The sequence below is a fragment of the Nonomuraea sp. NPDC049269 genome (assembly GCF_043197155.1).
Lineage (GTDB): Bacteria > Actinomycetota > Actinomycetes > Streptosporangiales > Streptosporangiaceae > Nonomuraea.
In genome coordinates this window covers 424,160-446,983 of sequence record NZ_JBICSO010000004.1, presented here as the reverse complement: position 1 = coordinate 446,983, position 22,824 = coordinate 424,160, and the positions used below count along the sequence as shown (strand labels likewise).

Here is a 22,824-nt window from a genome sequence, read left to right as displayed (position 1 = left end):
TCGTGATCAGGGTCATGATCGCTGAAGATCAGGGGATGATGCGCGACGCCCTGGCGCTGTTGCTCGGGCTGGAGGACGACCTGGAGATCGTCGCCCAGGTGTCCTCCGGCCACGAGATCGTACCGGCCGCCACGGAGCACCGGCCCGACGTGGCGCTGCTCGACATCGAGCTGCCCGGCCGCAGCGGTCTCGACGTGCTGCCCGTGCTGCGCGCCGCGCTGCCGGAGTGCGCGGTGCTGGTCCTGACCACGTTCGCCAGGCCGGGCTACCTCAGGCGGGCGATGGAGGCGGGGGCGGCGGGGTTCCTGGTCAAGGACGGGCCGGTGGAGGAGCTGGCCGCGGCGATCCGCCGGGCGGTGGCGGGGGAGCGGATCATCGATCCCGCCCTGGCCGCCGCCGCGCTGAACGCCGGGCCCAGCCCGCTCACGGACCGCGAGCGGGACGTGCTGGCCGCCGCGCTCGACGGCTCCACGATCGCGGACGTGGCGGCGCGGCTGCACCTTTCCGAGAGCACCGTACGCAACCACCTGTCGTCCGCCATCGGCAAGACGAGCACCCGGAACAGGATCGAGGCCGCCCAGTTGGCGCGGCACAATGGGTGGTTGTGATCCCCTTTGACGCGGTTCTCTGTGATCTAGATGGAGTGCTCCGCCAGTTCGACCACGCGGTCCAGGCCGACATCGAGGCCCGTTACGGCCTGCCCCTGCGGAAGACCGCCTTCGACCCCGACCTGATCGGCCCCGCCACGCTCGGCCACATCACCGAGGCCCAGTGGATCGAGTCGATCGCCGTCGCGCTGGGCGGCGACGAGCGCGCCCGCCAGGCCGTCGCCGAGTTCGCGGCGGTGCCGTTCTGGGTGGACGAGGAGGTCAGGGCGCTGCTGGCGCGGGCTCAGGAGCAGGTGCCGGTGGTGCTGGTCACCAATGCCACGGACACGCTGGAGGAGCACCTGGACCGGCTCGGACTCACGTACTTCGCCGACGCGGTGGTCAGCAGCGCCCGGGTGGGGCTGGCCAAGCCCGACCGGCGGATCTACGAGCTGGCGGCCGAGCTGGCCGGCGTCGCGCCCGAGCGCTGTCTGTTCGTCGACGACCGGCTGGAGAACGTGGCGGGCGCCAGGGCCCTGGGGATGACCGGCGTGCACTACCGCGGCATCGCCGACCTGACCGCCGTCCTCAGTTAGAAGGGACCCACCAGGTCGCTCACCGGGGCGTCCGCGGCCGCCGTGGTCAGGTCGGCGAAGAAGACCTGCCGGGGCGGCCCGCTGAACTCCCGCTCGCCCGCCCAGTCCCGCAGCGCCTGGATCGCCCGCATGGAGCCGGCCTCGTCGACCTGCGCCGCGGTCAGCCGCACGTACGCCTCCCGATGCGCGGGATCGGCCCGCACCTGGAGGTCGGGGAACCGGCGGCCGATCTCCCCGGCCTGCTCGGCGGGGATGGGCCGGCACCACTCGACCGGCCCGTCGCTGTCGGCGTCGACCTCCCCGTGGAACACCAGGAACGGCGCCCCGCCGATCCCCGGCAGCACGGGCAGCAGGCCGTTCCCGAACCGCGCCACCTGCTCCGTGGTGAACCCGCCGAGCTGGTCGATCGTGACGCTGCGCTTGGCGATCAGCAGCATCCGCTCCGGTACCTCGCGTACCTCTACCTCGAACATCGAACCGGCCTCTCCCGTGAGCCGCTCGACGAGGAAGGCGACGACGTCCCGGCGGCTCGCGTGCTCGGCCTCGACCCGCGCCCAGTAGGCGCGCAGCTCCTCGGCCGCCGCGGCGGGCTCAAGGTCGCAGACGGTCCTGATCCTGGCCAGCGGCATGCCCGCCCGGCGCAGCCAGGCGACGAGCCTGGCCCGTTCGAGCTGGCCCGGTTCGTAGAGCCGGTAGCCGTTGATCGGATCGATCCTGGCCGGTATGAGAAGTCCGAGCTCGTCGTAGAGCCGCAGCGCCTTCGGCGAGAGCCTGGACTCCTTGGCGAACGCCCCGATCGTCAGCAGGCCCATCGCCGCCTCCTTCGTCCTGTCACCCTCCACGCTGAGGGTTACCCCAGGGACAAGGTCAAGCGCCGGCGATATTCGGTTCGGAGAGCACCACTATTTCGCAGAAATGCGTATGGGCCCGCACGGGATGTGTGTTATCCCCGGCCGAGCCGCATAAAAGTCGCACAGCATTCATATAAAAACAAGTGCTTGTTTCCGGCACGGCTCGCGCCTGCCGTGCCGGAAACGCTCAGCGGGTCCGGTCAGTAACTCCCGTACGGGGACTGACTGGACGTCGTCGTCGGCTTGTGCGACGAATGGTTGGTCGGCGTAGGGCTCGCCGACGGCGTGCTCACCTGCGATCCCGTGCCCGCGGGCCGGATCAGGCCCACCAGGCCGTGCTGGGTCTTCTCGATGCCGGCGGAGAACCACAGGGCGTTCTCGCCGCCGGTGGTCGCGGTGCCCTGCTCAAGGTCCCACAGGCCCGGCAGCCAGATCGTCTTGCCGTTGCCGTCGCGCAGCGCGCCCAGGTGGCGGTTGCCGCGGTAAGCGTGGATCGTCCCGTCGCCGAAGTTGCCGACCAGCACCGATCCGGAGTACACGCCGAACTGCTTCGGTGCTGCGACGACGGCCCACGGGGCGTTGAGCCCGGTGCGTGCGATGCGTCCGAGCAGGCGTCCGCTGACGCTGTAGCGGCTGACGAAGCCCTTGCCGGCGCCCGGGATGGACTTGCCGGTCTCGGAGTCGCGCAGGGCATAGGCGACCCAGACGCTGCCACCGCTGAACGTCACGTTGTACGGCTTGTAGTTGGAGGGAACCGCCGAGTCCCTGAACGCCCGGTGAGACAGGGTGAGCTTCTCGAAGTCCGAGTTCCACGCGGCGAGGCGCCCGTTGGCGAAGTCGGCGGCCAGCAGGAAGTCACCGTCATCGGTGTTCACCATCGCGAGGCCCTTGTAGTCGGCGCCCCGGGTGAAGGCCGCGATGATCGCGTTCTTCGGGTCCACCTCGGCGTTCCAGCCGCTGATCGCGCCGCTCGGGCTGGCGAAGATGAACGTGGCGGGCTTGCCCTTGACGGTGAAGCCCTCGCCTGAACTGTTGAACACCTGGCCGGTCGGAGCGCCACCGGGGATGGCCACCTCGGTCGCTTCCTTCTGTCCCGCTCCCGAGTAGACGGTGGCGGAGCCCGTGCCAGTGTTGGAGACCCACAGGGTCTTGCCCATGGCCAGCCCCCAAGGGTTGACCAGTTTAGGATCGGTGACTGCTGCCTTTCCCTTGATGTCGGAAACGAGATTCACGACGTCAAACTTGGTATTCGTCGCTGCCTGTGCGGGGGCGGTGAGGGTCGTGCTCAAGACGACCGCACCAGCGCAGAGTGTGATGATGCGGAACCGCATCCGTGCCTCCTTGTTAGCGCTTGTGGCCGGAGATACGCGGGAGACGCAAGTGCGGTTCAGTAAGGGCCAGAAATAGTGGCCCGGCATGTCAATGAGGCCGTTTCCGGGGGAGTGGAGAGACATGGAAGTTCTGGGCATTGACATCGGTGGATCCGGGATCAAGGGCGCCCCCGTGGACACCGCATCGGGGCAGCTGACGCAGGAGCGCCTGCGCATCCCCACGCCGCAACCGGCCAAGCCGCAGGGCGTGTCCGAGGTCGTGGTGGAGATCGTCAAGCACTTCGGCTGGACGGGCCCGATCGGCGTCACGTTCCCGGGTGTGGTGCTGAACGGCGTGATCATGACGGCCGCGAACGTGCACCACTCCTGGATCGGCGTCGACGCGACGAAGCTCTTCGACGGCGCGACCGTACTCAACGACGCCGACGCGGCCGGTATCGCGGAGATGCGATTCGGCGAGGGACAGGGCCGCGAGGGGACCGTGATCATGCTGACGTTCGGGACGGGCATCGGCAGCGCGGTGTTCGTCGACGGCGTCCTGGTGCCGAACACCGAGTTCGGGCACCTGCAGATCCACGGCAAGGACGCCGAGCTCCGCGCCTCCGACCGCGCCCGCGAGGAGCACGGCCTGACGTGGGAGAAGTGGGGCGGGCGGGTGGAGGAGTACCTGCGGCACGTGGAGATGCTGTTCTGGCCGTCGCTGTTCGTCATCGGCGGGGGCGTGAGCAAGAAGGCGGACAAGTTCCTGCCGTACGTGCATGTGGACACCCCGATCGTCCCGGCCCGCCTCCGCAACGAAGCGGGGATCATCGGGGCCGCCCTCGCCGTCAAATGATCATCTTCGCAACGCTCCGACCTGGGTGATCAAGAAAGGTGGGGCCGGAGCGCAACCTGATGGGCTCTTCGGGAGTCTCATTAGTGACCGTGGTCGTCCAAGGCGACAACTCTGGGGAGAGTGGGCCCGTCTTGGGCGATCACGGTCAACGATGGGCGCTGGATATTGAGATGCGGACAGCCGCCGCCGTCGGGCAGCATGGGGCGGTTGGCTCCGGCGACGCGGGGCTCAAATATCCTGATAGCAGTATGGGAACCTCTGCGTTGTCCTCTCCACTCACCGAGCTCCAGTCACGCCTGCCCGACCTGATGCCGCGCGACCAGCGGCGACTTCGGCGCAGGCTCGACGGCGTACGCCGGGTGCGCTCCCGCGAGGCCCGGGAAAAGATCACCGCGGAGATCGTCGCCGACGTGGAGCGTGCCGAGCGACGCCTCGCGCGGCGCCGCGAAGCCGTACCAGAAGTGAGCTATCCGGAAAATCTTCCGGTATCCCAGCGTAGGGACGACATCCTCGCGGCCATCCGCGACCACCAGGTCGTGATCATCGCCGGGGAGACCGGATCCGGCAAGACCACCCAGATCCCGAAGATCTGCCTGGAGCTGGGGCGCGGCGTCAGGGGCCTGGTCGGCCACACCCAGCCGCGCCGCATCGCCGCCCGCACGGTGGCCGAGCGCATCGCCGAAGAGCTGGGCACCGAGCTGGGCCAGACGGTCGGCTACAAAGTGCGTTTCACCGACCAGGCGAGCGACCGCACCCTGGTCAAGCTGATGACCGACGGCATCCTGCTGGCCGAGCTGCAGAACGACCGGCTGCTGGAGCAGTACGACACGCTGATCATCGACGAGGCGCACGAACGCAGCCTCAACATCGACTTCATCCTCGGCTACCTGAAGCAGCTCCTGCCCAAGCGCCCCGATCTCAAGCTGATCATCACCAGCGCCACGATCGACCCGGAGCGCTTCTCCCGCCACTTCGACGACGCCCCGATCGTCGAGGTCTCCGGCCGCACCTACCCGGTCGAGGTGCGCTACCGGCCGCTCGACGAGGACGACGACCAGACGCAGGGCATCGTCGACGCCTGCCGCGAGCTGGTCTCCGAGGGCCCCGGCGACATCCTGGTGTTCCTGTCGGGGGAGCGGGAGATCCGCGACGCCGCCGACGCGCTCGACAAGGCCGAGTTCCGCAACACCGAGGTGCTGCCGCTGTACGCCCGGCTCAGCGCCGCCGAGCAGCACCGCGTGTTCCAGCGCCACACGGGCCGGCGCATCGTGCTGGCCACCAACGTGGCCGAGACGTCGCTGACCGTTCCGGGCATCAAGTACGTGGTCGACCCGGGGTTCGCCCGCATCTCCCGCTACAGCCACCGCACCAAGGTGCAGCGCCTGCCGATCGAGGCCATCTCGCAGGCGAGCGCCAACCAGCGCAAGGGCCGCTCGGGCCGGACGTCCGACGGTGTCTGCATCCGCCTCTACGAGGAGGAGGACTTCCTCAAGCGGCCGGAGTTCACCGACCCGGAGATCCTGCGCACCAACCTCGCCTCGGTCATCCTGCAGATGACCTCGATCGGGCTGGGCGACATCGAGGCGTTCCCGTTCGTCGAGCCGCCTGACCGCCGTCAGGTACGCGACGGGGTTAGCCTGCTGCACGAGCTGGGCGCGTTCGACGGCCAGGGCGGCATCACCGGTGTCGGCCGCAAGCTGGCCGGGCTGCCGGTCGACCCGCGCCTGGGCCGGATGGTCCTGGAGGCGGAGAAGAACGGCTGCCTGCGCGAGGTCATGGTGATCGCCGCCGCGCTGTCGATCCAGGACCCACGCGAGCGCCCCGTCGACAAGCAGCAGCAGGCCGACGAGAAGCACCGCCGCTTCGCCGACCCCGAGTCCGACTTCCTGTCCTACCTCAACCTGTGGAACCACCTGCGGGAGAAACAGCAGGAGCTGTCCTCCAGCGCCTTCCGCCGCCTGTGCAAGTCGGAGTTCCTCAACTACCTACGCGTACGCGAATGGCAGGACATCTACAGCCAGATCCGCCAGTCGCTCGGCGCCCAGCCCAACAGCGCGCAGGCCGATCCGCAGCAGGTGCACGCGGCGCTGCTCGTCGGCCTGCTGTCGCACATCGGCGTCAAGGACGTCATGGAGAAGCGGGCCCCCGACGGGCGCCGCCCGATCCAGGAATACCTCGGCGCCCGCAACGCCCGCTTCGCCATCTTCCCCGGCTCCGCGCTGGCCAGAAAACAGCCGCAGTGGGTGATGTCGGCCGAACTGGTCGAGACCTCCCGGCTGTGGGCCAGGGTCAACGCCAAGATCGAGCCCGACTGGGTCGAGCCGCTCGCCCAGCACCTGGTCAAACGCACCTACTCCGAGCCGCACTGGGAGAAGAACCAGGGCGCGGTGATCGCGCTGGAGAAGGTCACCCTGTACGGCGTACCCCTGGTGGCCGGGCGGAAGGTCAACTACGGCCGCATCGACCCCGACCTGTCACGCGAGCTGTTCATCAGGCACGCCCTCGTCGAAGGCGACTGGGACAGCCACCACCGCTTCCTCCAGGACAACAGAAGGCTGCTCGAAGAGGTCGAGGAGCTCGAGAACCGGGCCCGCCGCCGCGACATCATGGTCGACGACGAGGCCCTGTTCGACTTCTACGACCAGCGCGTGCCCGCCGACGTCGTCTCCGCGCGCCACTTCGACTCCTGGTGGAAGAAGGTCAGGACCACCGAGCCCGACCTGCTGACGTACTCACCCGAGATGCTGGTCAACGAGGGCGCCGACGTCAGCACCCGCGACTACCCCGACACCTGGCGGCAGCTCGGCCAGCGGATGAAGCTGACCTACCAGTTCGAGCCCGGCGCCGACGCCGACGGCGTCACGGTGCACGTGCCGCTGGCGGTGCTCAACCAGGTCAGCGCCGACGGGTTCGACTGGCAGATCCCCGGCCTGCGCGACGAGCTGATCACCGCCCTGATCAGGTCGCTGCCCAAGCACCTGCGCCGCAACTTCGTGCCCGCCCCCAACTACGCCAAGCAGGTGCTCGAAGGCGTCCGGCAGGGCGGCGAACCGTTGCTGGAGGCCGTGGAGCGGGAGCTGCTCCGGCTGACCGGCGTCCGCGTGCCGCACGACGCCTGGCAGCTCGACCAGGTCCCGGACCACCTGCGCATCACCTACCGGGTGATCGACGAGCGCAAGCGCACGATCGCCGAGGACAAGGACCTCGACGCGCTCAAGCGGCGCCTGGCGCCGCGCCTGCGCAAGACGCTCTCGGCCGCCGCCGACGACCTGGAGCAGTCGGGCCTGCACACCTGGAGCTTCGGCACCCTGCCCAAGGTCTTCGAGCAGGGTCGCATGAAGGGCTACCCGGCGCTGGTGGACGACGGTGACTCCGTGTCGATCAAGATCTTCGAGACGGAGGCCGAACAACGCCGCTCCCACTGGCCCGGCATCCGCCGCCTGCTGCTGCTCAACGTCACCAACCCGGCCAAGTCACTGCTGGGCGGCCTGTCTAACCAGGCCAAGCTAGCCCTGTCCCGCAGCCCGCACGGCGGCGCCGTGGCGCTGTTCGACGACGTGGTGAACGCGGCGATCGACAAGCTCATGCTCGACCTGGGCGGCCCCGCCTGGGACCCGGTCTCGTTCGACCGCCTCTACCAGCACGTACGGGCCCACCTGCACGAGATGTCGGCCGACGTCCTGGCCCGGACGGAACAGATCCTCACCGTGTGGCACGCGGTCGGCACCCGCCTCGACGCCCTCCGCCAGAGCGACTCCACCTCGGACGTCCGCGACCAGCTCGCCAAGCTCGTCTACCCGGGCTTCGTCACCGCGACGGGCCACCGGCGCCTGCCTGACGTGCTCCGCTACATGCGAGCCATCGACCGCCGCCTGACCAAGCTGCCCGAGGAGCCGTGGCGGGACGAGGAGTGGATGGGCCGGGTGCACAAGATGGAGGACTCGTACGAGGACCTGCTGACCCGGCTGCACCCGGCGCGGCGCTCGGACCCGGACGTGGTGGAGATCCGATGGATGATCGAGGAACTCCGGGTCAGCTTCTTCGCCCAGACGTTGGGCACGCCGACACCGGTGTCGGAGAAGCGCATCACGAAGGCGATGGAGCGGCTCACGCCTTGAAAATGGACGTGTCGAGCTCGAAGTCGATCGGAGCCGGCAGGCGGAGCGGGGTTCCGACCTCCACGGTGGACGTCGTCCGGTAGGCGCCGTCTCTGATGTCGCTGTAGACGGTGACGGACGGTGGTTCAGCGACCGTGTCCATCAGCAGGTAGATCGGCACGCCGCCGGCCGCGTAGAGGGGAGGCTTCTCTACGCGGTCTCTGAGAGTGCTTCCGGCGGAGACGACCTCGGCGACCATGATCAGCCCTGAGGACAACAGCTCACGGTCGTCCCAGTGGGGGCAATCGGCCGAAAGTATTCCACCCGGCGTGGCAGAACGCACCCCGAACGGCCCCTCATCGAAGGTCGATGAGGGATCCGTACAGTTGGAGGGACTATCCAGGAGGTTTGATGATCAAGGCAGTGGTGTTCGACGTGGGCGAGACGCTCATCGACGAGACCCGCATCTGGTCCCGCTGGGCCGACCGGCTCGGTGTGAGCCGCTTCGTGCTGATGGGTGCGCTCGGCGGGATGGCCGCGCTCGACCGCTCCCACAGCGAGGCGTTCCAGCTCGTACGCCCCGGCATCGACGTGCGGGCCGAGATCGCCGCCTGGGAACGGGACGAACCCCACAGCCTGCGCAACCACTTCGACGCCGACGACCTCTACCCCGACGTCCGCGAGAGCCTCAAGGCCCTGCGAGAGGCCGGGTACCAGGTGATCGTCGCGGGCAACCAGCCGGCCAGGGCGTTCGACGCGCTGGTCGCCATGGATCTGCCCGTCGATTCGGTGCACACGTCCGAGGGCTGGGGCGTGTCCAAGCCCGCCACCGAGTTCTTCGCCAAGGTGGCCGCCATCGCCGGGCGGGAGCCCGCCGAGATCCTCTACGTGGGTGACCGGCTGGACAACGACGTGCTCCCCGCCGCGCGGGCGGGCATGCGCACGGCGCTACTGCGCCGGGGCCCCTGGGGATACCTGCACGCCGAGCGGCCGCAGGCGCGGGTCGCCGACGTGATCGTCGACGATCTGCCCGCCCTGCTGCCCGCGCTGGAGCGGCTCACCTGAGTCCGTCGTCGGGGTCGACGCGGACGGCACGCTCCTCGGCGGACAGATCGCCGTCGTCCGCACCCCAATCCTCGGCCCACTCCTCGCTGTCCGTGTCCGGCGCCAGCCCCTCGTCGGGCTGGGTGAGCCGGTGCGACTCGCGGGGAGTGCGCTCCCGATCCGGCGCCTCGCGCCGCAGCCGCTCGTCGAGCGTGTCCTCGTGCGCGGGGTCGTCCTCTTCTATGTCATGGCTCATACCGAGGTCATCGGTCCACTCTTCGACCTCGATGCCCTGTTCGTCGCTGTAGCCGTGTCTGTCCGGAGGTTGTGCGGTCATACGCGCTCTCTTACCCCCTGCTAGGTCCCGAACCCCCGTCAGTGGGTCAAACCGGTTCGAGTGGGCGGTCCCGGTCGACCAGGGCGGCGTAGTGGCCCTCCAGTGACATCAGCGTGTCGTGGGTGCCGCGTTCGACGACCCGGCCGTGGTCCAGGACGACGATCTGGTCCGCGTCGCGGACCGTGGAGAGGCGGTGCGCGATCATGATCGTGGTGCGGCCCTCGGCCAGCGTGTCCAACGCCTCCTGTACGGCCCGTTCCGTCTGGGTGTCGAGGGCACTGGTGGCCTCGTCGAGCACGAGCACCGGCGGGTTGCGCAGCAGGGTGCGGGCGATGGCCAGTCGCTGCTTCTCGCCTCCGGAGAAGCGGTAGCCGCGCTCGCCCACCAGCGTGTCGTAGCCGTCGGGCAGCGAGGCGATGTGGTCGTGGATGCGTGCCGCCCTGGCGGCCTTCTCCAGCTCCTCGTCCGTGGCCGACGGCCGGGCGAAGCGCAGGTTGTCGGCGATCGTGGCGTGGAACAGGTACGTCTCCTGCGAGACCACGCCGACCGTCTCGGCCAGCGTGTCGAAGGTGAGGTCGCGTACGTCCACGCCGTCGATCGTCACCCGGCCGCCGGTCACGTCGTAGAGCCGGGGCAGCAGGTAGCTGAGTGTCGTCTTGCCCGAGCCGGTCTCGCCGACGACGGCCAGACTGGTGCCTGCGGGGACGGTGATGTCCACGCCGGTGAGCGTGGGCTCCTCGCCGTACGAGAAGTCGACCCGCTCGTAGCGGACCTCGCCGCGGACGCCGCTCAGCGTGCGGGTGCCCGGGTGGATGTCGACCGACAGGTCGAGATACTCGAAGATGCGGCCGAACAGCGCGAGCGAGCTCTGCACCTCGACGCCCAGCCGCAGCAGCGACACCGCCGGCCTGAACAGGCTGACCTGCAACGTCGTGAACGCCACCAGCGTGCCGACGGAGATCACACCGGTGTAGCCGACCGCCCAGTAGACCAGGGCGGGCATCGCGGCCATGACGATCTGGATCGACGACTGCCGCCAGCGCCCCGCCATGCTGGACTGCACGCCCAGTTCGGCCAGCTCGTCGGAGGCGTCGGCGAAGCGCTCGGTCAGCTCGGGCGAGCGGCCCATCGTCCGGCCGAGCAGGATGCCGCTGATCGACAGCGACTCCTGCACCATCGACGAGATCACGGCCAGTTTCCGCTGCCGCTCGGAGGTGATGCGGCGGCGTTCGCTGCCGACCTTGCGGCTGATCCCCACGAACACCGGCAGCAGCAGGAGCGAGATCACGGTCAGCCGCCAGTCGAGCGCCAGCATGGCCACGATCGTGGCGATCACGGTGGTCAGGTTCGAGATGAGCGAGGTGGCGGTGGAGGTGACCACCGACTGCATGCCGCCGATGTCGTTGGCGATGCGCGACTGGACCTCGCCGGTCTTGGTGCGGGTGAAGAACGCCAGTGACATGCGCTGCAGATGGCCGTAGACGGAGGTGCGCAGGTCGTGCATGACCCGCTGGCCGACCGTGGTGGAGACCAGCGTCTGCAGGACGTCGAACACGCTGGTGATCACCGCGACCAGGATCATGCCCAGCGCGAGGAGCGCGAGCAGCATGGCGTCGCGGGACGGGATCGCCACGTCCAGCACCTCGCGCAGCAGGAACGGCGAGGCCAGCGAGACCAGGGACGACAGGAGGATGAGTGCGCCGACGACGGCCAGCCGGCCTCGATAGGCGCGGAAGAGTTTGATGATGCGCCGCAACGGCGCGCGGGGTTCCTCAGCCAAGTAGGACTCCTTTTCAGATGCTCCCTCAAACGGAGGTTAGCTCATAATTATTCCGGTAAGCTGTTCCGACATGGAGGACGTGGAGCTGTCGGAGCTCTTGCACCGGGTCAGCCGCCGTCTGCGGCACGGCTACGTTCATCGGCTCGTCCCCCTCGGCGTCAACCCGGGGCAGGCGCGGGCGCTGCGCGCGCTCGCCGACGCCGACCGGCCGCTCAGGATGGTGCAGCTCGCCGACGAGCTGAGGATCGTGCCCCGCTCGGTCACGCCCGTCATCGACGCGCTGGAGCAGGCGGGCCTGGTGCGCAGGGAGATCGATCCGGCCAACCGGCGCTCCACGCTGGTGGTGCTCACGGAGGCGGGCCGCGAGATGTACGAGCGGTCGCGGGAGGCTCGCAGGCAGGCGGGTCAGGACCTGTTCGCGGTCCTCTCCGAGGACCAGCGCGACCAGCTCAAGGACCTGCTCGGAGCGATCGACGGCCAGTTCGGCTAAGTTCGGCTAAGCGCCGCGGGGCGATCCGTGCTCGATGACCGTGCCGCTGATCACCGCGCCGCCGACCACCGTGCCGCCGACCACGGTGGCGAGGCAGGGCGGCCCGCTGAGCAGGGCGGCGTACGGGTAGCGGCCACGGGCGTCGAACACCGCGAAGTCGGCCCGGCTGCCCGGCCCGAGCGAGCCGATCCGGCCACTCCTGCTCGCCATGCCGAGCGCTTGGGCCCCGCCCAGCGTGGCGGCCTCGACCAGCTTGCGATCGAGGCCCCGGGGCCGCGGCCCGCGCCCCCTGGCCTGCTGCCTGATGGACCTGGCCAGGCCGAGCAGGTCGGGCACCCGGTCGGCCGAGGCGGGGGCGCGGGTGCCGAAGGCGACGCGGTTGCCCTCGTCCAGGAGCGCGAGCAGGTCGTCGGGCGGCGACGGGCAGAGGGCGGCCACGCTCCCGCGCAGCCGCAGCAGCTTGCGCTCACCGGGATCGAGCGGCCGGCCGCAGGCCACGTGGCAGTGCGGCCCCAGGATGCCCGCCTCGTCGAGCGTCGCGGGCGAGTGGCGGTCCAGGTCGGCCAGCAGCCGCAGGCCGAACGTCCTGGCCAGCACCGCCACGTCCTCCAGCACCTGCGGGTCGGGCGTGTACGCGGCGATGCCCACCGTACGCGGCCGGTCGACCTCGCGGATCGCGGTGATGACCGCGTCGCGCCCGGTCTCCTCCCAGACCTGCTCGGACTCGTACGACACCTCGACATAGGACACACCGGGCAGCCGGGCCGACTCGGCCGGGTCGGTGACGAGCCCGGCGCGGGCGGTCACCCCGGGTGGCGGCGGAGCGGCGGGGGCGCAGGCGTCCACCAGCCCCGCCACGATCATGCCCGGCCAGCGTTGCTCCCGGGTGACGGGGAAGTAGGCGAGCAGCTCGTCCCGGAGCCCCACCTGGAGGACGCGGTCGCCCCGCACGGCGAGCGCGGCGCCGCGCAGCGGCTCGGCGTCGATCGGCAGCACCAGCGGCGCCGAGTGGAGGACGATGGGCGCGGGCGTGCGCCGGCCGAGCTTCGACCTTCGGCCAGATGCGGCACGCTTCGCGGACGGCAAATCGGATCTCCTGTTCTGGAAATCACCCTCTCGGCATTAAACGTGAGCCCGGCCAGCCGTGCAATCACGGACCGGGCCGCGCGTCCCTGGGCCGGTACCTGCCGGAAAGCCGGGCGAGCTTGAGGCTGAGATGCAGGGCCAGCCGCTCGCCGCCGTCCTTCAGGTCGGTGCGGGCCAGCTCCTCCAGCCGCTGCAGCCGGTAGTACAGGGAGGTGCGGTGCAGGCGCAGCGCCCGCGACGTGGCCACCGCGCTGCCCGCCAGATCCAGGTACGTCTCCAGCGTCTCCAGCAGCGGCAGGTGCTGATCGTCGGCGAGCAGCTCCGCCAGTCCCGGATGCAGCTCGTGGTGGGGGAGATGGGTGAGCATCCGGTAGACGCCGAGCCGGGCCCACTCCACCGACCGGCCGAGCTCGGGCACCCGGGCGGCCACCTCGGCCGCGTGCCGCGCCTCCGCGTACGACCCGGCGGCCTCGGCCAGCGCGGGCCTGGCCCGCCCGATCCCGACCACCACCGGGAGCGACATCGCCGCGTGCAGTTCGTCGGCCGCCACCGGGCCGCCCGCGGTGAGCAGCACGGCGTGGTCGAAGCGGACCAGGTGCAGCGGGTGGTGCCCGCTCAGCCGCCGCCGCAACGTGAGCAGCCCCTGCTCCAGCGCCAGCCGGAGCGCCTCGTCCGGCTCGTCCGACAGCGGCCTGGCCACCAGTACGGTCACCGGCTGGGCCTGCGGGAAGGCACCGGCCTCGATCAGCTGCCTGGCCGAGTCCGGCTCGCCGAGCAGCAGACCGGTGACCGCCTCCAGCTCCCGGTGCGAGGCCAGCCCCGTGGCCAGGCTCTCGTGGAAGAGCGCCAGGGCCAGGGCGGGCGCCGCCGCGGCGGCCTCGGCGATCTGCTCACCGGACATGGCGGGGCCGGAGTCGATGAACCACAGGAAGCCCAGCAGCCCGGCCTCGTGCCGTACCGGAACGCAGACCCGGGGGAGCAGGCTCAGGTGCGGCGCGCCCGGGACGCGTAACGGCCCGGGCGCGTCGTGGATCCCGGCGGAACGCACCCACTGGCGGACCTCGGGCGTGGAGTGCCGGCGGAGGATCGAGTCGCGGCGGATGTCATCCATCGTGCCGTACTGCTCGCTGTAGGCGACAACGCGTTGCACGCGGTCCTCCAGCAACAGCGGTCTGTCAAGGCGAGCCGCCAGCTCGTCCACGGTCCGCTGGAGATCCGCCACTACGTCACCTGGACATTTCATCGTTTGTCGGAACGACCACTACAGGTCTTCCCTACAACTGATCGATGATCTCCGTCAACTTCGTCTATAACGTCTATCCGTGAATGCCCCCAAGAAGCTGCTGAAAGGTCTGCTGGCGGCCCTCGTGCTGATTCCGATGAGCCTTGTGGCGACCCCGGCTTCCGCAGCACCCCCCACAGACGATCCCGAGTACCCCTGGCGGCAGAACCACTGGCCGCAGACCCAGCCCTGGCAACAGGACGCATCCTCCGACGCCCAGGCACTCCGCGGCCGTCCGACAGGCGGCATCGAGCCGATCGACCCGCAGAACTGGGAGAACCCCGACCACATGACGTGGGCGGACTACAAGAAGGTGCCGGGCACCCAGTGGAACGACCCGGCGGTCAAGGGCTCCAAGCGCACCTTCAAGGGCGCGTTAGTGCTCCTGGACTACCCGAACCAGCCGTTCGTGGTCACCCAGCCCAAGGGCTCGACGATCTACGCCAACCCGAGCGCCGAGGCCCATGACGTGCCCCGCGACCAGGTGGCCAAGTTCTACCAGGACTTCCTCAACACCCCGAACGCCCTCAACAAGGGTCACACCATCCACGAGTACTGGATGGAGGACTCCGGTGGCCGCTACGGAGTCGAGCTGACCGGCTTCGGCCCGTACACGATGCCGGGCAAGGACCACGAGTACGCCATGGAGTTCCAGGGCGGCACCGCCTGCCCGGCGGGCGACACGTGCGACCGGAACCTGCGCACCGACGGGCACGCCGCGTTCATCGGCGCGATCGGCGAGGAGGCCGCCAAGCAGTTCGACTTCATCTTCTACGTGAGCGCCGGCCAGGACGAGTCGTCCACCTGGCAGGAGTTCGGGATGATGAAGTTCCCCACCAAGGAGGACGTGACGGACGAGTGGGGTCCGCCCGACCCCAACCTGCCGAACTGGGCCCAGACCCGCTACGTCGACTGGACCTCCTGGCAGGCCGGCTCCAACTTCTGGCCCAACGCCAACATCGGCGTCGACTCGGTCCAGGCCGAGAGCTCCGGCATGGCCGTCTACGCCCACGAGTTCAGCCACATCATGGGCGTACTGGACAACTACAACAACCCGTACAGCATCCCGGCCCGCCGCGCCTACACCGGCATCTGGGAGATGCTCAGCCGGGGCAGCTTCAACGGCCCCGGCGGCCCGCACTCCCGCTGGCTGATCCCGCCGACCGCCGGCGCGTCCATGGGCGCCCAGCACATGCTGCGCAACAAGATCAAGCTGCAGATGGTCGACGAGCAGAACGTGCTGCGCCTGTCACGCGAGGCCCTCGACGAGTCGGGCCTGGTGAAGGCCAGGGTCATCGCCCGCGAGTCGCAGCCGGGCAAGAACGAGCTGTCGGGCGTCAACATCGCCTTCGACACCGGCGACAAGAGCCCGGCCTGCAGCACGCAGACCAACCCGCTCTGTGACGGCGGCGGCTACGAGAACTACACGGTCGAGGTCGTCGACCGGGTCGGCACCGACTCCTTCACCCCCGACTCCGGTGTGCTCGTGGCCAAGACCAAGAACCAGGACCGATCGCCGTTCGAGTGGGTGATCGACGCCAACCCGCAGGACATCGGGATGACCGACTACGTCATGCCCGACGGGACCAAGGTGCCGATCACGATCGGCGACTACCGCCAGCTGGCCGACGCCCTCTTCCACGCGGGCACCGGCTCCGGCAGCCAGTACGAGTACGTCGACCAGGCCAACCGCCTGCACTTCTACGTGACCGACCTGAAGCGCGGCCGCGACGGCACCCTGTCGTACACGGTCGCGATCCGCTCGCTCGACGGGGCGGGCCCGCAGAAGCGCGGCGTCAAGGTGCTCCCCGCCGCCGGGATCCCGACCGGCAAGGGCTACTCGACCTGCAAGTTCCCGCTGTTCAACACCGGCAAGGCGGCCCCCGCGCAGGGGACGCACCCCGAGGACGTCAGCGCCTACCTCAACTCCGACGTCTACCGGCTCAAGGCCGAGGTGCAGGGCAAGGGCTGGACCGCCCAGCTGCCCAACGCCCTGGCCGCCGTCGACTTCGGCAAGCAGGAGGTGGTCGCGGTCAACGCCGTGCGCGCCTCGGGCGGTGACCGGCTCGCCAAGGTCACGCTCACCGCGACCTCGGAGAGCGACCCCACCAAGACGGTGACGGCCACCTGTCCGGTGATCGGCCTTTAGCAGAAGGGTGGGGTACGGCTGGCGCAGCCGTACCCCATCCGCTTGAATCACCCCCGGAGGGGGTGTTCGTTGACAGGGCAGCTACCAGACAAGCCGCCGTCGCGGCGTAGGAAGGTGCCACTGGCCGCGCCGGTCTCGGCGGGCATCGCGGCCGCGGCGGCCAGCATCCTGGCCGCCTCCGTCGACTGGGAGATCCCACCCGTCGCCAAGGTGAGCGTGACCATGGCGGCGGCGCTCCTGGTCGGGCTGACCACCTGGGCCACGACCGAGGGGCGGTCCAAACGCGAGGCGGCGGCCGAGCCGTCCGCGCGTGCGCCCCACCAGTGGCCGCCCGTCCCCGAGCACTTCACCGGACGCGCCGAGCCGCTCGCGGAGCTGCGGACGGTCTTCGGCGGGCGGCGCAAGTCCGGCGGCGTCTCGCCGCCGCTGGTGGTCTCCGTGTACGGCAGGGGCGGCGTCGGCAAGTCGGCGCTGGTGGCCAGGTTCGGGCAGGAGATCGCCGGCGCGTTCCCCGACGGGCGCCTGTACGCGGACCTGCGGGGCGGCGTCGACGCCCCGGTGCGCCCGGAGGAGGTGCTGATCGGGTTCCTGCGCGCGCTCGGCGTCCGGCTGACCACCGACCCCGGCGGCCTCGACGAGCTGCGCAAGCTCTGGCTGACCTGGACCAAGGACCGCAGGATCCTCATCGGGCTGGACAACGCGCACGGCGCCGACCAGGTCAAACCGCTGATCCCGGCCGAGCCCGGCTGCGCCGTGCTGGTCACCTCACGCCAGCCGCTGTTCCTGAACGGCACCCACGACACTCAGCTCGGCGTGTTCAGCGAGGCTCACGGCGTGGAGCTGCTGGCCAGGCTGGCCGGCGGCGCCAGGGTGGTCGACGACCTCGACGCGGCCAAGGAGATCGTCCGGATCTGCGACTACCTGCCGCTGGCGATCAACATCTGCGGCGGCCGGCTGGCCACCCGCGAACACTGGACGATGAGGCAGCTGGCCGACCGGCTGGCCGACGAGCGCCGCCGCCTCGACCAGCTCGAACTCGCGCAGACCGTCGACAAGAGCGTGCGCGCCTCCGTGCAGCTCAGCTACGACGACTGCACCGGCATGCAGCGCCGCCTGCTGCGCCTGCTGTCCGCGCTCACCTCGCCCGACGTGCCCGGCTGGGTGGCGGGCGAGCTGCTCGACATCTCCGGGCTCGATGGCGCCGACCAGCTTGAGGCGCTGATCGACACGCAGCTCGCCGAGAGCTCGGGCGCCGACCCGACCGGCGCCATGCGTTACCGCCTGCACGACCTCGTCCGGCTGTTCGCCGTCGAGCTGGCCGAGGGGGACGACCAGGACCGGCGCAGAGCCGCCATCGAGCGGGTGCTGTCCGGTTACCGCCGCCGCGCCGAGGAGGCGGCCCAGGACCGCTGGCCACAGGACTGGAGCCGTGGCGGGCGCAGCTCCGGCGTCGAGGGGCAGGTACACGCGGCCGACTGGCTCAACGCCGAGCGGCTCTCGCTGATCGCCATGATCAACCTGGCCAGGCAGCTGGAGCTGTGGGAGCTGACCTCGGGGCTGGCCAGGGCGTTCTGCTCGCTATGTCACTCCCTGCGCGCCTACTGGGCCGACTGGCACATCGCGGCCGAGGCCGGCTGCGAGGCCGCCCGGCACACCGGCGACCGGCGCGCCCTGGCCATCGCGCTGCTCGACCGGGCGGCCGTGCAGGGCGGGCTCGGCGGCCACGAGCTGGGCCGGGTGGGTGCCGAGCAGGCGCTGGAGATCTTCACCGAGCTCGGCGAGTCGTGGTGGGCGGCCAGGGCGATGCGGACGATCGGCATGGGGCTGTTCAACGACGGCCACCTCGACCGCGCGCAGGACTTCCTGATCGGCGCCATCACCGCGTTCAAGGGCGAAGAGGACTTCTGGTGGATGGCCCGCACCCAGCGCAACCTCGCCGAGATGCGGCTGGCCCAGCGGCGGCCCGAGGAGGCCAGGGATCTGCTCGAAGATGCCCTGGAGGTGTTCAAGCAGGCGGGCAACCGCTACTCCGAGGCCCAGACGCTGCGTGCCTACGGTGAGGTGCTCGCCGCGCAGGCCCGCGGCAGGCGCCGCGAAGGCGAGCACCGGGCCGCGCTGGAGGGCTTCACCAAGGCGGGCTTCAGCCTCGACCGCGCCGCCGAGATGTTCCGGCAGCGCGGCGAGCTGTGGGAGGAGGCCCGCTGCCTGCGCGCGGCCGGTGAGGTCGGCGACCCGTCCAACGGGCTGCGCGAGCTCGACTTCGTCCGGCGGGCGGAGGAGATCCTGACGGCCCTCGGCGACTCGTGGGGCGTGGCGCGCACCGCGCTGTCGGCCGGCCGGGCCCTGGCCAGGCTGGGCCGGATCGAGGAGTCGGAGCACGAGCTGCGCCGGGCCGTACACGCGTTCGAGGAGCTCGACGACCGGTGGTGGATGGCGCTCAGCCTGCGCTACCTCGGCGAGACGCATCTCGACTCGGGCGGGCCGCACGCGGCCGTCGAGCCGCTGAAGCAGGCCAGGGACATCTACCGCAGCCTCGGCAACGAGGCCGGCATGCGCAGGACGCTGGAGCTGCTCAGGAAAGTGGAGTCCTGAGCAGTTCCCCGGCGGACTGCCGGGCCTGGTAGATGCTCTCCTCGAACAGCTTGCGCACGTGCGCGGCCTGGTCGGCCAGCTCCCTGACGTGCGTACGGGTCAGGTCGTCATGGACCGTCTCGGCGAGGAGCTGCTGGTAGTCCGGTGTCCGCGCGGCCAGCGCCTCCAGCCGATGGTGGGCGTGGAAGACCTTGTCCGCCTTGACCACCTGCTTGGCGTACTTCTCCAGGTGCCGCACCCGCCGCGACAGCGAGGTCCAGGCCGCGTCGAGCGCGGTGGTGTACGGCTTGAACGCGTCCTCCATGCCGGCGGGCAGGTCGCGAGGGATGAGCCGGCGGTGCTCGGCGTGCATGGACGACAGCTTGGCCAGCCGCTGGGCGATCTGCCACACCTCCTCCGGCAACGTCACCCGGTTGTCGATGGTGTCGATCAGCCCTGCCCTGTTCACCTGGGAGTTCAGGATCGCGTCCACCGCGTCCTGGGCGCGGCGCAGCAGCATCTGGCAGGGATAGTCGAGCTCTTCGGGTAGGACGTAGTGGGCGGCGTACTCGTAGGCGAGCCGCAGCCGTCGTTTGGTCGCCCGGCGCGTCGGCTCTACGGCCATCCACCGCATCAACCCGACCATGCCCATCCCGAGCGCGGCCACGACCGCGACGCCCCGATTGGTGAGCGCCAAGATCATCAACAGCAGCCCGGGAAGAACCAGGAGGAGGGCGAGATTGTACGGGGGGTCCATCAGGCGGCCCGCTCTGGCCATGCGGAGGAAATGCGGGCTGGTTCGCAGCTGGAAGGAGATGTCCGGAGGCAGGGCTGGATCTACCACCAGCTGCGGGGGCAAGGCGCGCGGATCCATACAGTTCATGCTGCGTTATGAACCTCGAATCCGCTCATATTTGAGAGACATATAGGGTCTAAACGATGAACGAGATGACGCGATGGATCGATCTGGAAGGCGCCGTCAATGTGCGTGACCTGGGTGGACTCACCACCCATGACGGCGGTGTCACCCGCTACGGACGGATTTTTCGGGCCGACAATCTTCAGGGGCTGACCGACAAGGACGTGTCCCGGCTGGTCGGCGAGCTCAAGTTGCGGCACGTCGTGGACCTGCGCTCCAACGCCGAGGTCGCGCTGGAGGGCCCCGGGCCGCTGAGCCGGATGCCCGAGGTGACGCATCACCATCTGACGCTGTTCGCCGAGGGAGGCAGGCACACCGACGTCGAGGCCGACACCATCGACGGCGACCGGGTGCTGCCCTGGCAGGAGCGTCAGCTTGACGAGGACCTGCGGATGACCGGGTTCTACTACGGTTACCTGCGCGACCGGCCCGACGCGGTGGTGGCCGCGCTGCGGGCCATGGCGCTGAACGACGGCGCGGCCGTGGTGCACTGCGCGGCCGGCAAGGACCGCACCGGGGTGCTGTCGGCGCTCGCCCTGGAGGTGGCGGGGGTCACCCGGGAGGGGATCATCGCCGACTACGAGGCCACCGGGGAGCGGCTGGAGCAGGTGCTGCGGCGGCTGCGGGGGAGCGCCACCTACCGCGACGACCTCGACTCGCGGCCCGCCGACGACCACATGCCCCGGGCGCGGTACATGGAGCAGTTCCTGTCGGTGCTGGAGGAGCGGTTCGGCGGGCCGATCGCCTGGCTGGAGTCGCATGGGTGGACGGCGGCGGACACGGAGGCCATGCGCGCCCGGCTGCGCGAATAGGCTCGATCAGGTCTCTTCGTTCAGCTGGACGACGACGCGCTCGGTCGCCGACAGGCGGGCCGCCTCGAGGACGGCGAGCGCGTCGACCACGCTCTCGGGGCTCACCGGTGGCGGCGTGCCCGCGCGCAGGCAGGACTCGACGCCGCGGTAGAAGTCGAGGTACGCTCCGGGCTCGGTGGGGACCGCGGCATTGGCGTCCTCCGTCCCCAGGAGCCCCCACATCTCCTCGTTCTCCGCGCCGAACCCCGGCGAGTCGGGCGAGATCCCGGCGCGCAGGCGTTCCTCCTGCACGTCCATCCCGTGCTTGACGTACGCCGCCCGCGAGCCGAGCACCCGGAACCGCGGCCCGAGCTGCGCGGCCATCGCCCCGGCCCACAGGTGCGACCGGGCGCCACCGGCGTGCGTCAGCGCGATGAACGTGTCGTCGTCGGCGGCCACCCCCTCGCGCCGGACGTCGCTCTCCGCGTAGACCTCACGCACCGGGCCGAGGAGTTGCAGCGCCTGGTCGACCAGGTGGCTGCCCAGGTCGTAGAGCAGGCCGGCGACCTCCTCGGCACCACCGCTCTCCCGCCAGCCGCCCTTGGGCACCGGCCGCCAGCGCTCGAACCGGGACTCCAGGCGCAGCACGTCGCCGAGGCGGCCTTCTGCGGTGAGCCGGCTCAGGGTGCGGAAGTCGCCGTCCCAGCGCCGGTTCTGGAACACGGTCAGCATCAGGTTCCGCTCGGCGGCCAGGCGTACGAGCCGGCGGGCCTCCTCGGCGGTACGGGCCAGGGGCTTGTCGATCACGACCGGCTTGCCGCGGGTGAGCGCTTCGGTGGCCACCGGCACGTGGGTCTTGTTCGGTGAGGCGACGACCACGAGGTCGCAGCGGTCCCACAGCCCGTCCAGGCTGGGCACGGCGACCGCCCCGTAGCGGGCGGCCACCTCGTCGGCCCGCACGGGGTTGCCGGTGACGACGGCGGACAGCCGCAGGCCGGGCGTGGCGTGGATCAGGGGCGCGTGGAAGAACGCGCCCGCTGTGCCATACCCGACCAGGCCGACCTCGATCTCGCTCATCGGCCCAGCGTAACGCGGGGCTACTCGTCGTCGCGTTCGGCCAGGAAGCGTTCGAACTGGGCGGCGAGTTCGTCGCCGGTGGGCATCGCGGTGGCCTCGGCGATCAGGTTCTCGCGATCGGCGCCGCCGGCGAACGCGTCGTACTGCTGCTCCAGGCCGGTGATGGCCGTGGACAGCTCGCTCGACGCCTGGATCTGCTCCTCGATCTCGGTCGTGGTGCGCTGGGCCGCCTCGCGCAGCGGGTCCATCGGGAAGAGCAGGCCGGTGCCCCGCGTGACCGCCTCCAGGGCGGCGACCGCGGCGTGCGGATATTCGGCCTGCGACAGGTAATGCGGCACGTGCACCGCGTAGCCCAGCGCGTCGTAGCCCTTGGCGCCCAGGCGGAACTCGATCAGGGCGGCGATGCTGCCCGGCACCTGGACCCGGCCGAACGAGCTGGTCTGGGCGTTGATGAGCTCGGGACGGCTGGCGTGCATGGTGATGCCGAGCGGGCGGGTGTGCGGGACCGCCATCGGGATGCCGTGCATGGTCACCATCTTGCTCACCTTCAACTCGTCGGCGAGGGCGCCGACCGCCCGGGTGAACAGCTCCCACTCACGGTCCGGCTCGGGGCCGCTCATCACCAGGAACGGGGTGCCGGTGTCGTCCTTCGCGGCGTACACGGCCAGCTCAGGGCTCTCACACTCGACCCATCGGTCGGTGTCGAAGGTCATGATGGGCCGCCGCGAGCGATAGTCGAGGAGGCGATCCACGTCGAACGTCGCCACGGTCCGGTGCTCCAGCTCCGCCAGCAGGTGGCCCAGCGCGAGGCGTCCGGCACCACCCGCGTCGACGAAGCCGTCGAAGTGGTACAAGAGCACGGGATCGGCCAGCTCGGGCACATCATCTGCGAGCTTGTAGAGATCCGTCGGGTCGAACACGGTTGGACAGCCTTTCCCTAGGTACTCTCACCAGAACCTACGACGAGCCGCAACGATTCCGTGCAGGGCACCCTATCGAGG

19 protein-coding genes are annotated in these 22,824 nt (G+C 70.1%); 9 read left to right on the top strand and 10 right to left on the bottom strand.

Annotation, left to right across the window (positions count from 1 at the left end; translation table 11 throughout):
- Positions 1 to 2 precede the first annotated feature (2 nt).
- The gene (locus tag ACGFNP_RS24600) at positions 3 to 608 is read left to right on the top strand and encodes a response regulator transcription factor (RefSeq protein ID WP_358315192.1); all 606 of its coding nucleotides are present in this window, start codon (positions 3 to 5) and stop codon (positions 606 to 608) included.
- A complete protein-coding gene (locus ACGFNP_RS24595) occupies positions 599 to 1,183 on the top strand; it encodes an HAD family hydrolase (protein ID WP_393322383.1) in 585 nt (194 codons plus the stop codon). Before ACGFNP_RS24600 ends, ACGFNP_RS24595 begins: the two co-directional genes overlap by 10 nt.
- On the opposite strand, the gene ACGFNP_RS24590 is transcribed toward ACGFNP_RS24595, so the two are convergent.
- Both ACGFNP_RS24590 and ACGFNP_RS24585 read right to left on the bottom strand, forming a co-directional pair.
- Positions 1,180 to 1,995 (bottom strand): MerR family transcriptional regulator, encoded by an 816-nt coding sequence (locus tag ACGFNP_RS24590; protein ID WP_393322380.1) that lies wholly within the window; start codon positions 1,993 to 1,995, stop codon positions 1,180 to 1,182. The two genes, ACGFNP_RS24595 and ACGFNP_RS24590, sit on opposite strands and share 4 nt — an antisense overlap.
- Positions 1,996 to 2,234: 239 nt before the next feature.
- The gene (locus ACGFNP_RS24585) at positions 2,235 to 3,266 is read right to left on the bottom strand and encodes a TIGR03118 family protein (RefSeq protein ID WP_358315183.1); all 1,032 of its coding nucleotides are present in this window, start codon (positions 3,264 to 3,266) and stop codon (positions 2,235 to 2,237) included.
- A 220-nt stretch (positions 3,267 to 3,486) separates the two neighbouring features.
- On the opposite strand from ACGFNP_RS24585, the gene ppgK reads away from it, so the two are divergent.
- Both ppgK and hrpA read left to right on the top strand, forming a co-directional pair.
- Complete coding sequence (gene ppgK / locus ACGFNP_RS24580; RefSeq protein WP_393322377.1) at positions 3,487 to 4,200, top strand: polyphosphate--glucose phosphotransferase; 714 nt, start codon at positions 3,487 to 3,489, stop codon at positions 4,198 to 4,200.
- A gap of 248 nt (positions 4,201 to 4,448) precedes the next feature.
- Complete coding sequence (gene hrpA, locus ACGFNP_RS24575) at positions 4,449 to 8,318, top strand: ATP-dependent RNA helicase HrpA (RefSeq protein ID WP_393322374.1); 3,870 nt, start codon at positions 4,449 to 4,451, stop codon at positions 8,316 to 8,318.
- On the opposite strand, the gene ACGFNP_RS24570 is transcribed toward hrpA, so the two are convergent.
- Positions 8,308 to 8,574 (bottom strand): Uma2 family endonuclease, encoded by a 267-nt coding sequence (locus ACGFNP_RS24570; protein ID WP_393322371.1) that lies wholly within the window; start codon positions 8,572 to 8,574, stop codon positions 8,308 to 8,310. The genes hrpA and ACGFNP_RS24570 overlap by 11 nt on opposite strands.
- Positions 8,575 to 8,708: 134 nt before the next feature.
- Here ACGFNP_RS24570 and ACGFNP_RS24565 point away from each other — a divergent pair, with 134 nt between their 5' ends.
- The gene (locus ACGFNP_RS24565) at positions 8,709 to 9,362 is read left to right on the top strand and encodes an HAD family hydrolase (protein WP_393322368.1); all 654 of its coding nucleotides are present in this window, start codon (positions 8,709 to 8,711) and stop codon (positions 9,360 to 9,362) included.
- Here the strand turns inward: ACGFNP_RS24565 and ACGFNP_RS24560 are convergent.
- Together ACGFNP_RS24560 and ACGFNP_RS24555 are read right to left on the bottom strand one after the other, a co-directional pair.
- Positions 9,355 to 9,678: a DUF5709 domain-containing protein gene (locus ACGFNP_RS24560; RefSeq protein ID WP_358315172.1), complete on the bottom strand. Its 324-nt coding sequence runs from the start codon at positions 9,676 to 9,678 to the stop codon at positions 9,355 to 9,357. The two genes, ACGFNP_RS24565 and ACGFNP_RS24560, sit on opposite strands and share 8 nt — an antisense overlap.
- Before the next feature lie 46 nt (positions 9,679 to 9,724).
- Positions 9,725 to 11,458, bottom strand: a complete 1,734-nt coding sequence (locus ACGFNP_RS24555; RefSeq protein WP_393322364.1) for an ABC transporter ATP-binding protein — start codon at positions 11,456 to 11,458, stop codon at positions 9,725 to 9,727.
- A gap of 70 nt (positions 11,459 to 11,528) precedes the next feature.
- On the opposite strand from ACGFNP_RS24555, the gene ACGFNP_RS24550 reads away from it, so the two are divergent.
- Positions 11,529 to 11,948, top strand: a complete 420-nt coding sequence (locus ACGFNP_RS24550; RefSeq protein ID WP_358315166.1) for a MarR family transcriptional regulator — start codon at positions 11,529 to 11,531, stop codon at positions 11,946 to 11,948.
- Between the two features lie 6 nt (positions 11,949 to 11,954).
- On the opposite strand, the gene ACGFNP_RS24545 is transcribed toward ACGFNP_RS24550, so the two are convergent.
- Positions 11,955 to 13,034: an amidohydrolase family protein gene (locus ACGFNP_RS24545; RefSeq protein WP_358315163.1), complete on the bottom strand. Its 1,080-nt coding sequence runs from the start codon at positions 13,032 to 13,034 to the stop codon at positions 11,955 to 11,957.
- Positions 13,035 to 13,098: 64 nt separating this feature from the next.
- Complete coding sequence (locus ACGFNP_RS24540; protein WP_358315105.1) at positions 13,099 to 14,256, bottom strand: helix-turn-helix domain-containing protein; 1,158 nt, start codon at positions 14,254 to 14,256, stop codon at positions 13,099 to 13,101.
- 100 nt (positions 14,257 to 14,356) lie between these two features.
- On the opposite strand from ACGFNP_RS24540, the gene ACGFNP_RS24535 reads away from it, so the two are divergent.
- Positions 14,357 to 16,465, top strand: a complete 2,109-nt coding sequence (locus ACGFNP_RS24535; protein WP_393322359.1) for a M6 family metalloprotease domain-containing protein — start codon at positions 14,357 to 14,359, stop codon at positions 16,463 to 16,465.
- A 114-nt stretch (positions 16,466 to 16,579) separates the two neighbouring features.
- Complete coding sequence (locus ACGFNP_RS24530; RefSeq protein WP_358315099.1) at positions 16,580 to 19,057, top strand: tetratricopeptide repeat protein; 2,478 nt, start codon at positions 16,580 to 16,582, stop codon at positions 19,055 to 19,057.
- Here ACGFNP_RS24530 and ACGFNP_RS24525 read toward each other — a convergent pair.
- Positions 19,038 to 19,910 carry a hypothetical protein gene (locus ACGFNP_RS24525; protein WP_393322356.1) on the bottom strand — a complete coding sequence of 291 codons (873 nt, stop codon included), beginning with the start codon at positions 19,908 to 19,910 and terminating at the stop codon, positions 19,038 to 19,040. The genes ACGFNP_RS24530 and ACGFNP_RS24525 overlap by 20 nt on opposite strands.
- Positions 19,911 to 19,975: 65 nt before the next feature.
- Here ACGFNP_RS24525 and ACGFNP_RS24520 point away from each other — a divergent pair, with 65 nt between their 5' ends.
- Positions 19,976 to 20,767 (top strand): tyrosine-protein phosphatase, encoded by a 792-nt coding sequence (locus tag ACGFNP_RS24520; RefSeq protein WP_358315093.1) that lies wholly within the window; start codon positions 19,976 to 19,978, stop codon positions 20,765 to 20,767.
- Between the two features lie 6 nt (positions 20,768 to 20,773).
- On the opposite strand, the gene ACGFNP_RS24515 is transcribed toward ACGFNP_RS24520, so the two are convergent.
- Both ACGFNP_RS24515 and ACGFNP_RS24510 read right to left on the bottom strand, forming a co-directional pair.
- Positions 20,774 to 21,823, bottom strand: a complete 1,050-nt coding sequence (locus ACGFNP_RS24515; protein ID WP_393322352.1) for a Gfo/Idh/MocA family oxidoreductase — start codon at positions 21,821 to 21,823, stop codon at positions 20,774 to 20,776.
- Between the two features lie 20 nt (positions 21,824 to 21,843).
- A complete protein-coding gene (locus ACGFNP_RS24510) occupies positions 21,844 to 22,743 on the bottom strand; it encodes a PAC2 family protein (RefSeq protein WP_358315087.1) in 900 nt (299 codons plus the stop codon).
- Between the last annotated feature and the right edge of the window lie 81 nt (positions 22,744 to 22,824).

What these genes read in the sequence shown, in the direction of transcription:
- ACGFNP_RS24560 (WP_358315172.1), bottom strand. Translation starts at nt 9,678, where the DNA reads ATGACCGCACAACCTCCGGACAGACACGGCTACAGCGACGAACAGGGC.
- ACGFNP_RS24590 (WP_393322380.1), bottom strand. Translation starts at nt 1,995, where the DNA reads ATGGGCCTGCTGACGATCGGGGCGTTCGCCAAGGAGTCCAGGCTCTCG.
- ACGFNP_RS24550 (WP_358315166.1), top strand. Translation starts at nt 11,529, where the DNA reads ATGGAGGACGTGGAGCTGTCGGAGCTCTTGCACCGGGTCAGCCGCCGT.
- ppgK (WP_393322377.1), top strand. Translation starts at nt 3,487, where the DNA reads ATGGAAGTTCTGGGCATTGACATCGGTGGATCCGGGATCAAGGGCGCC.
- ACGFNP_RS24525 (WP_393322356.1), bottom strand. Translation starts at nt 19,910, where the DNA reads ATGGATCCGCGCGCCTTGCCCCCGCAGCTGGTGGTAGATCCAGCCCTG.
- ACGFNP_RS24520 (WP_358315093.1), top strand. Translation starts at nt 19,976, where the DNA reads ATGAACGAGATGACGCGATGGATCGATCTGGAAGGCGCCGTCAATGTG.
- ACGFNP_RS24515 (WP_393322352.1), bottom strand. Translation starts at nt 21,823, where the DNA reads ATGAGCGAGATCGAGGTCGGCCTGGTCGGGTATGGCACAGCGGGCGCG.
- hrpA (WP_393322374.1), top strand. Translation starts at nt 4,449, where the DNA reads ATGGGAACCTCTGCGTTGTCCTCTCCACTCACCGAGCTCCAGTCACGC.
- ACGFNP_RS24565 (WP_393322368.1), top strand. Translation starts at nt 8,709, where the DNA reads ATGATCAAGGCAGTGGTGTTCGACGTGGGCGAGACGCTCATCGACGAG.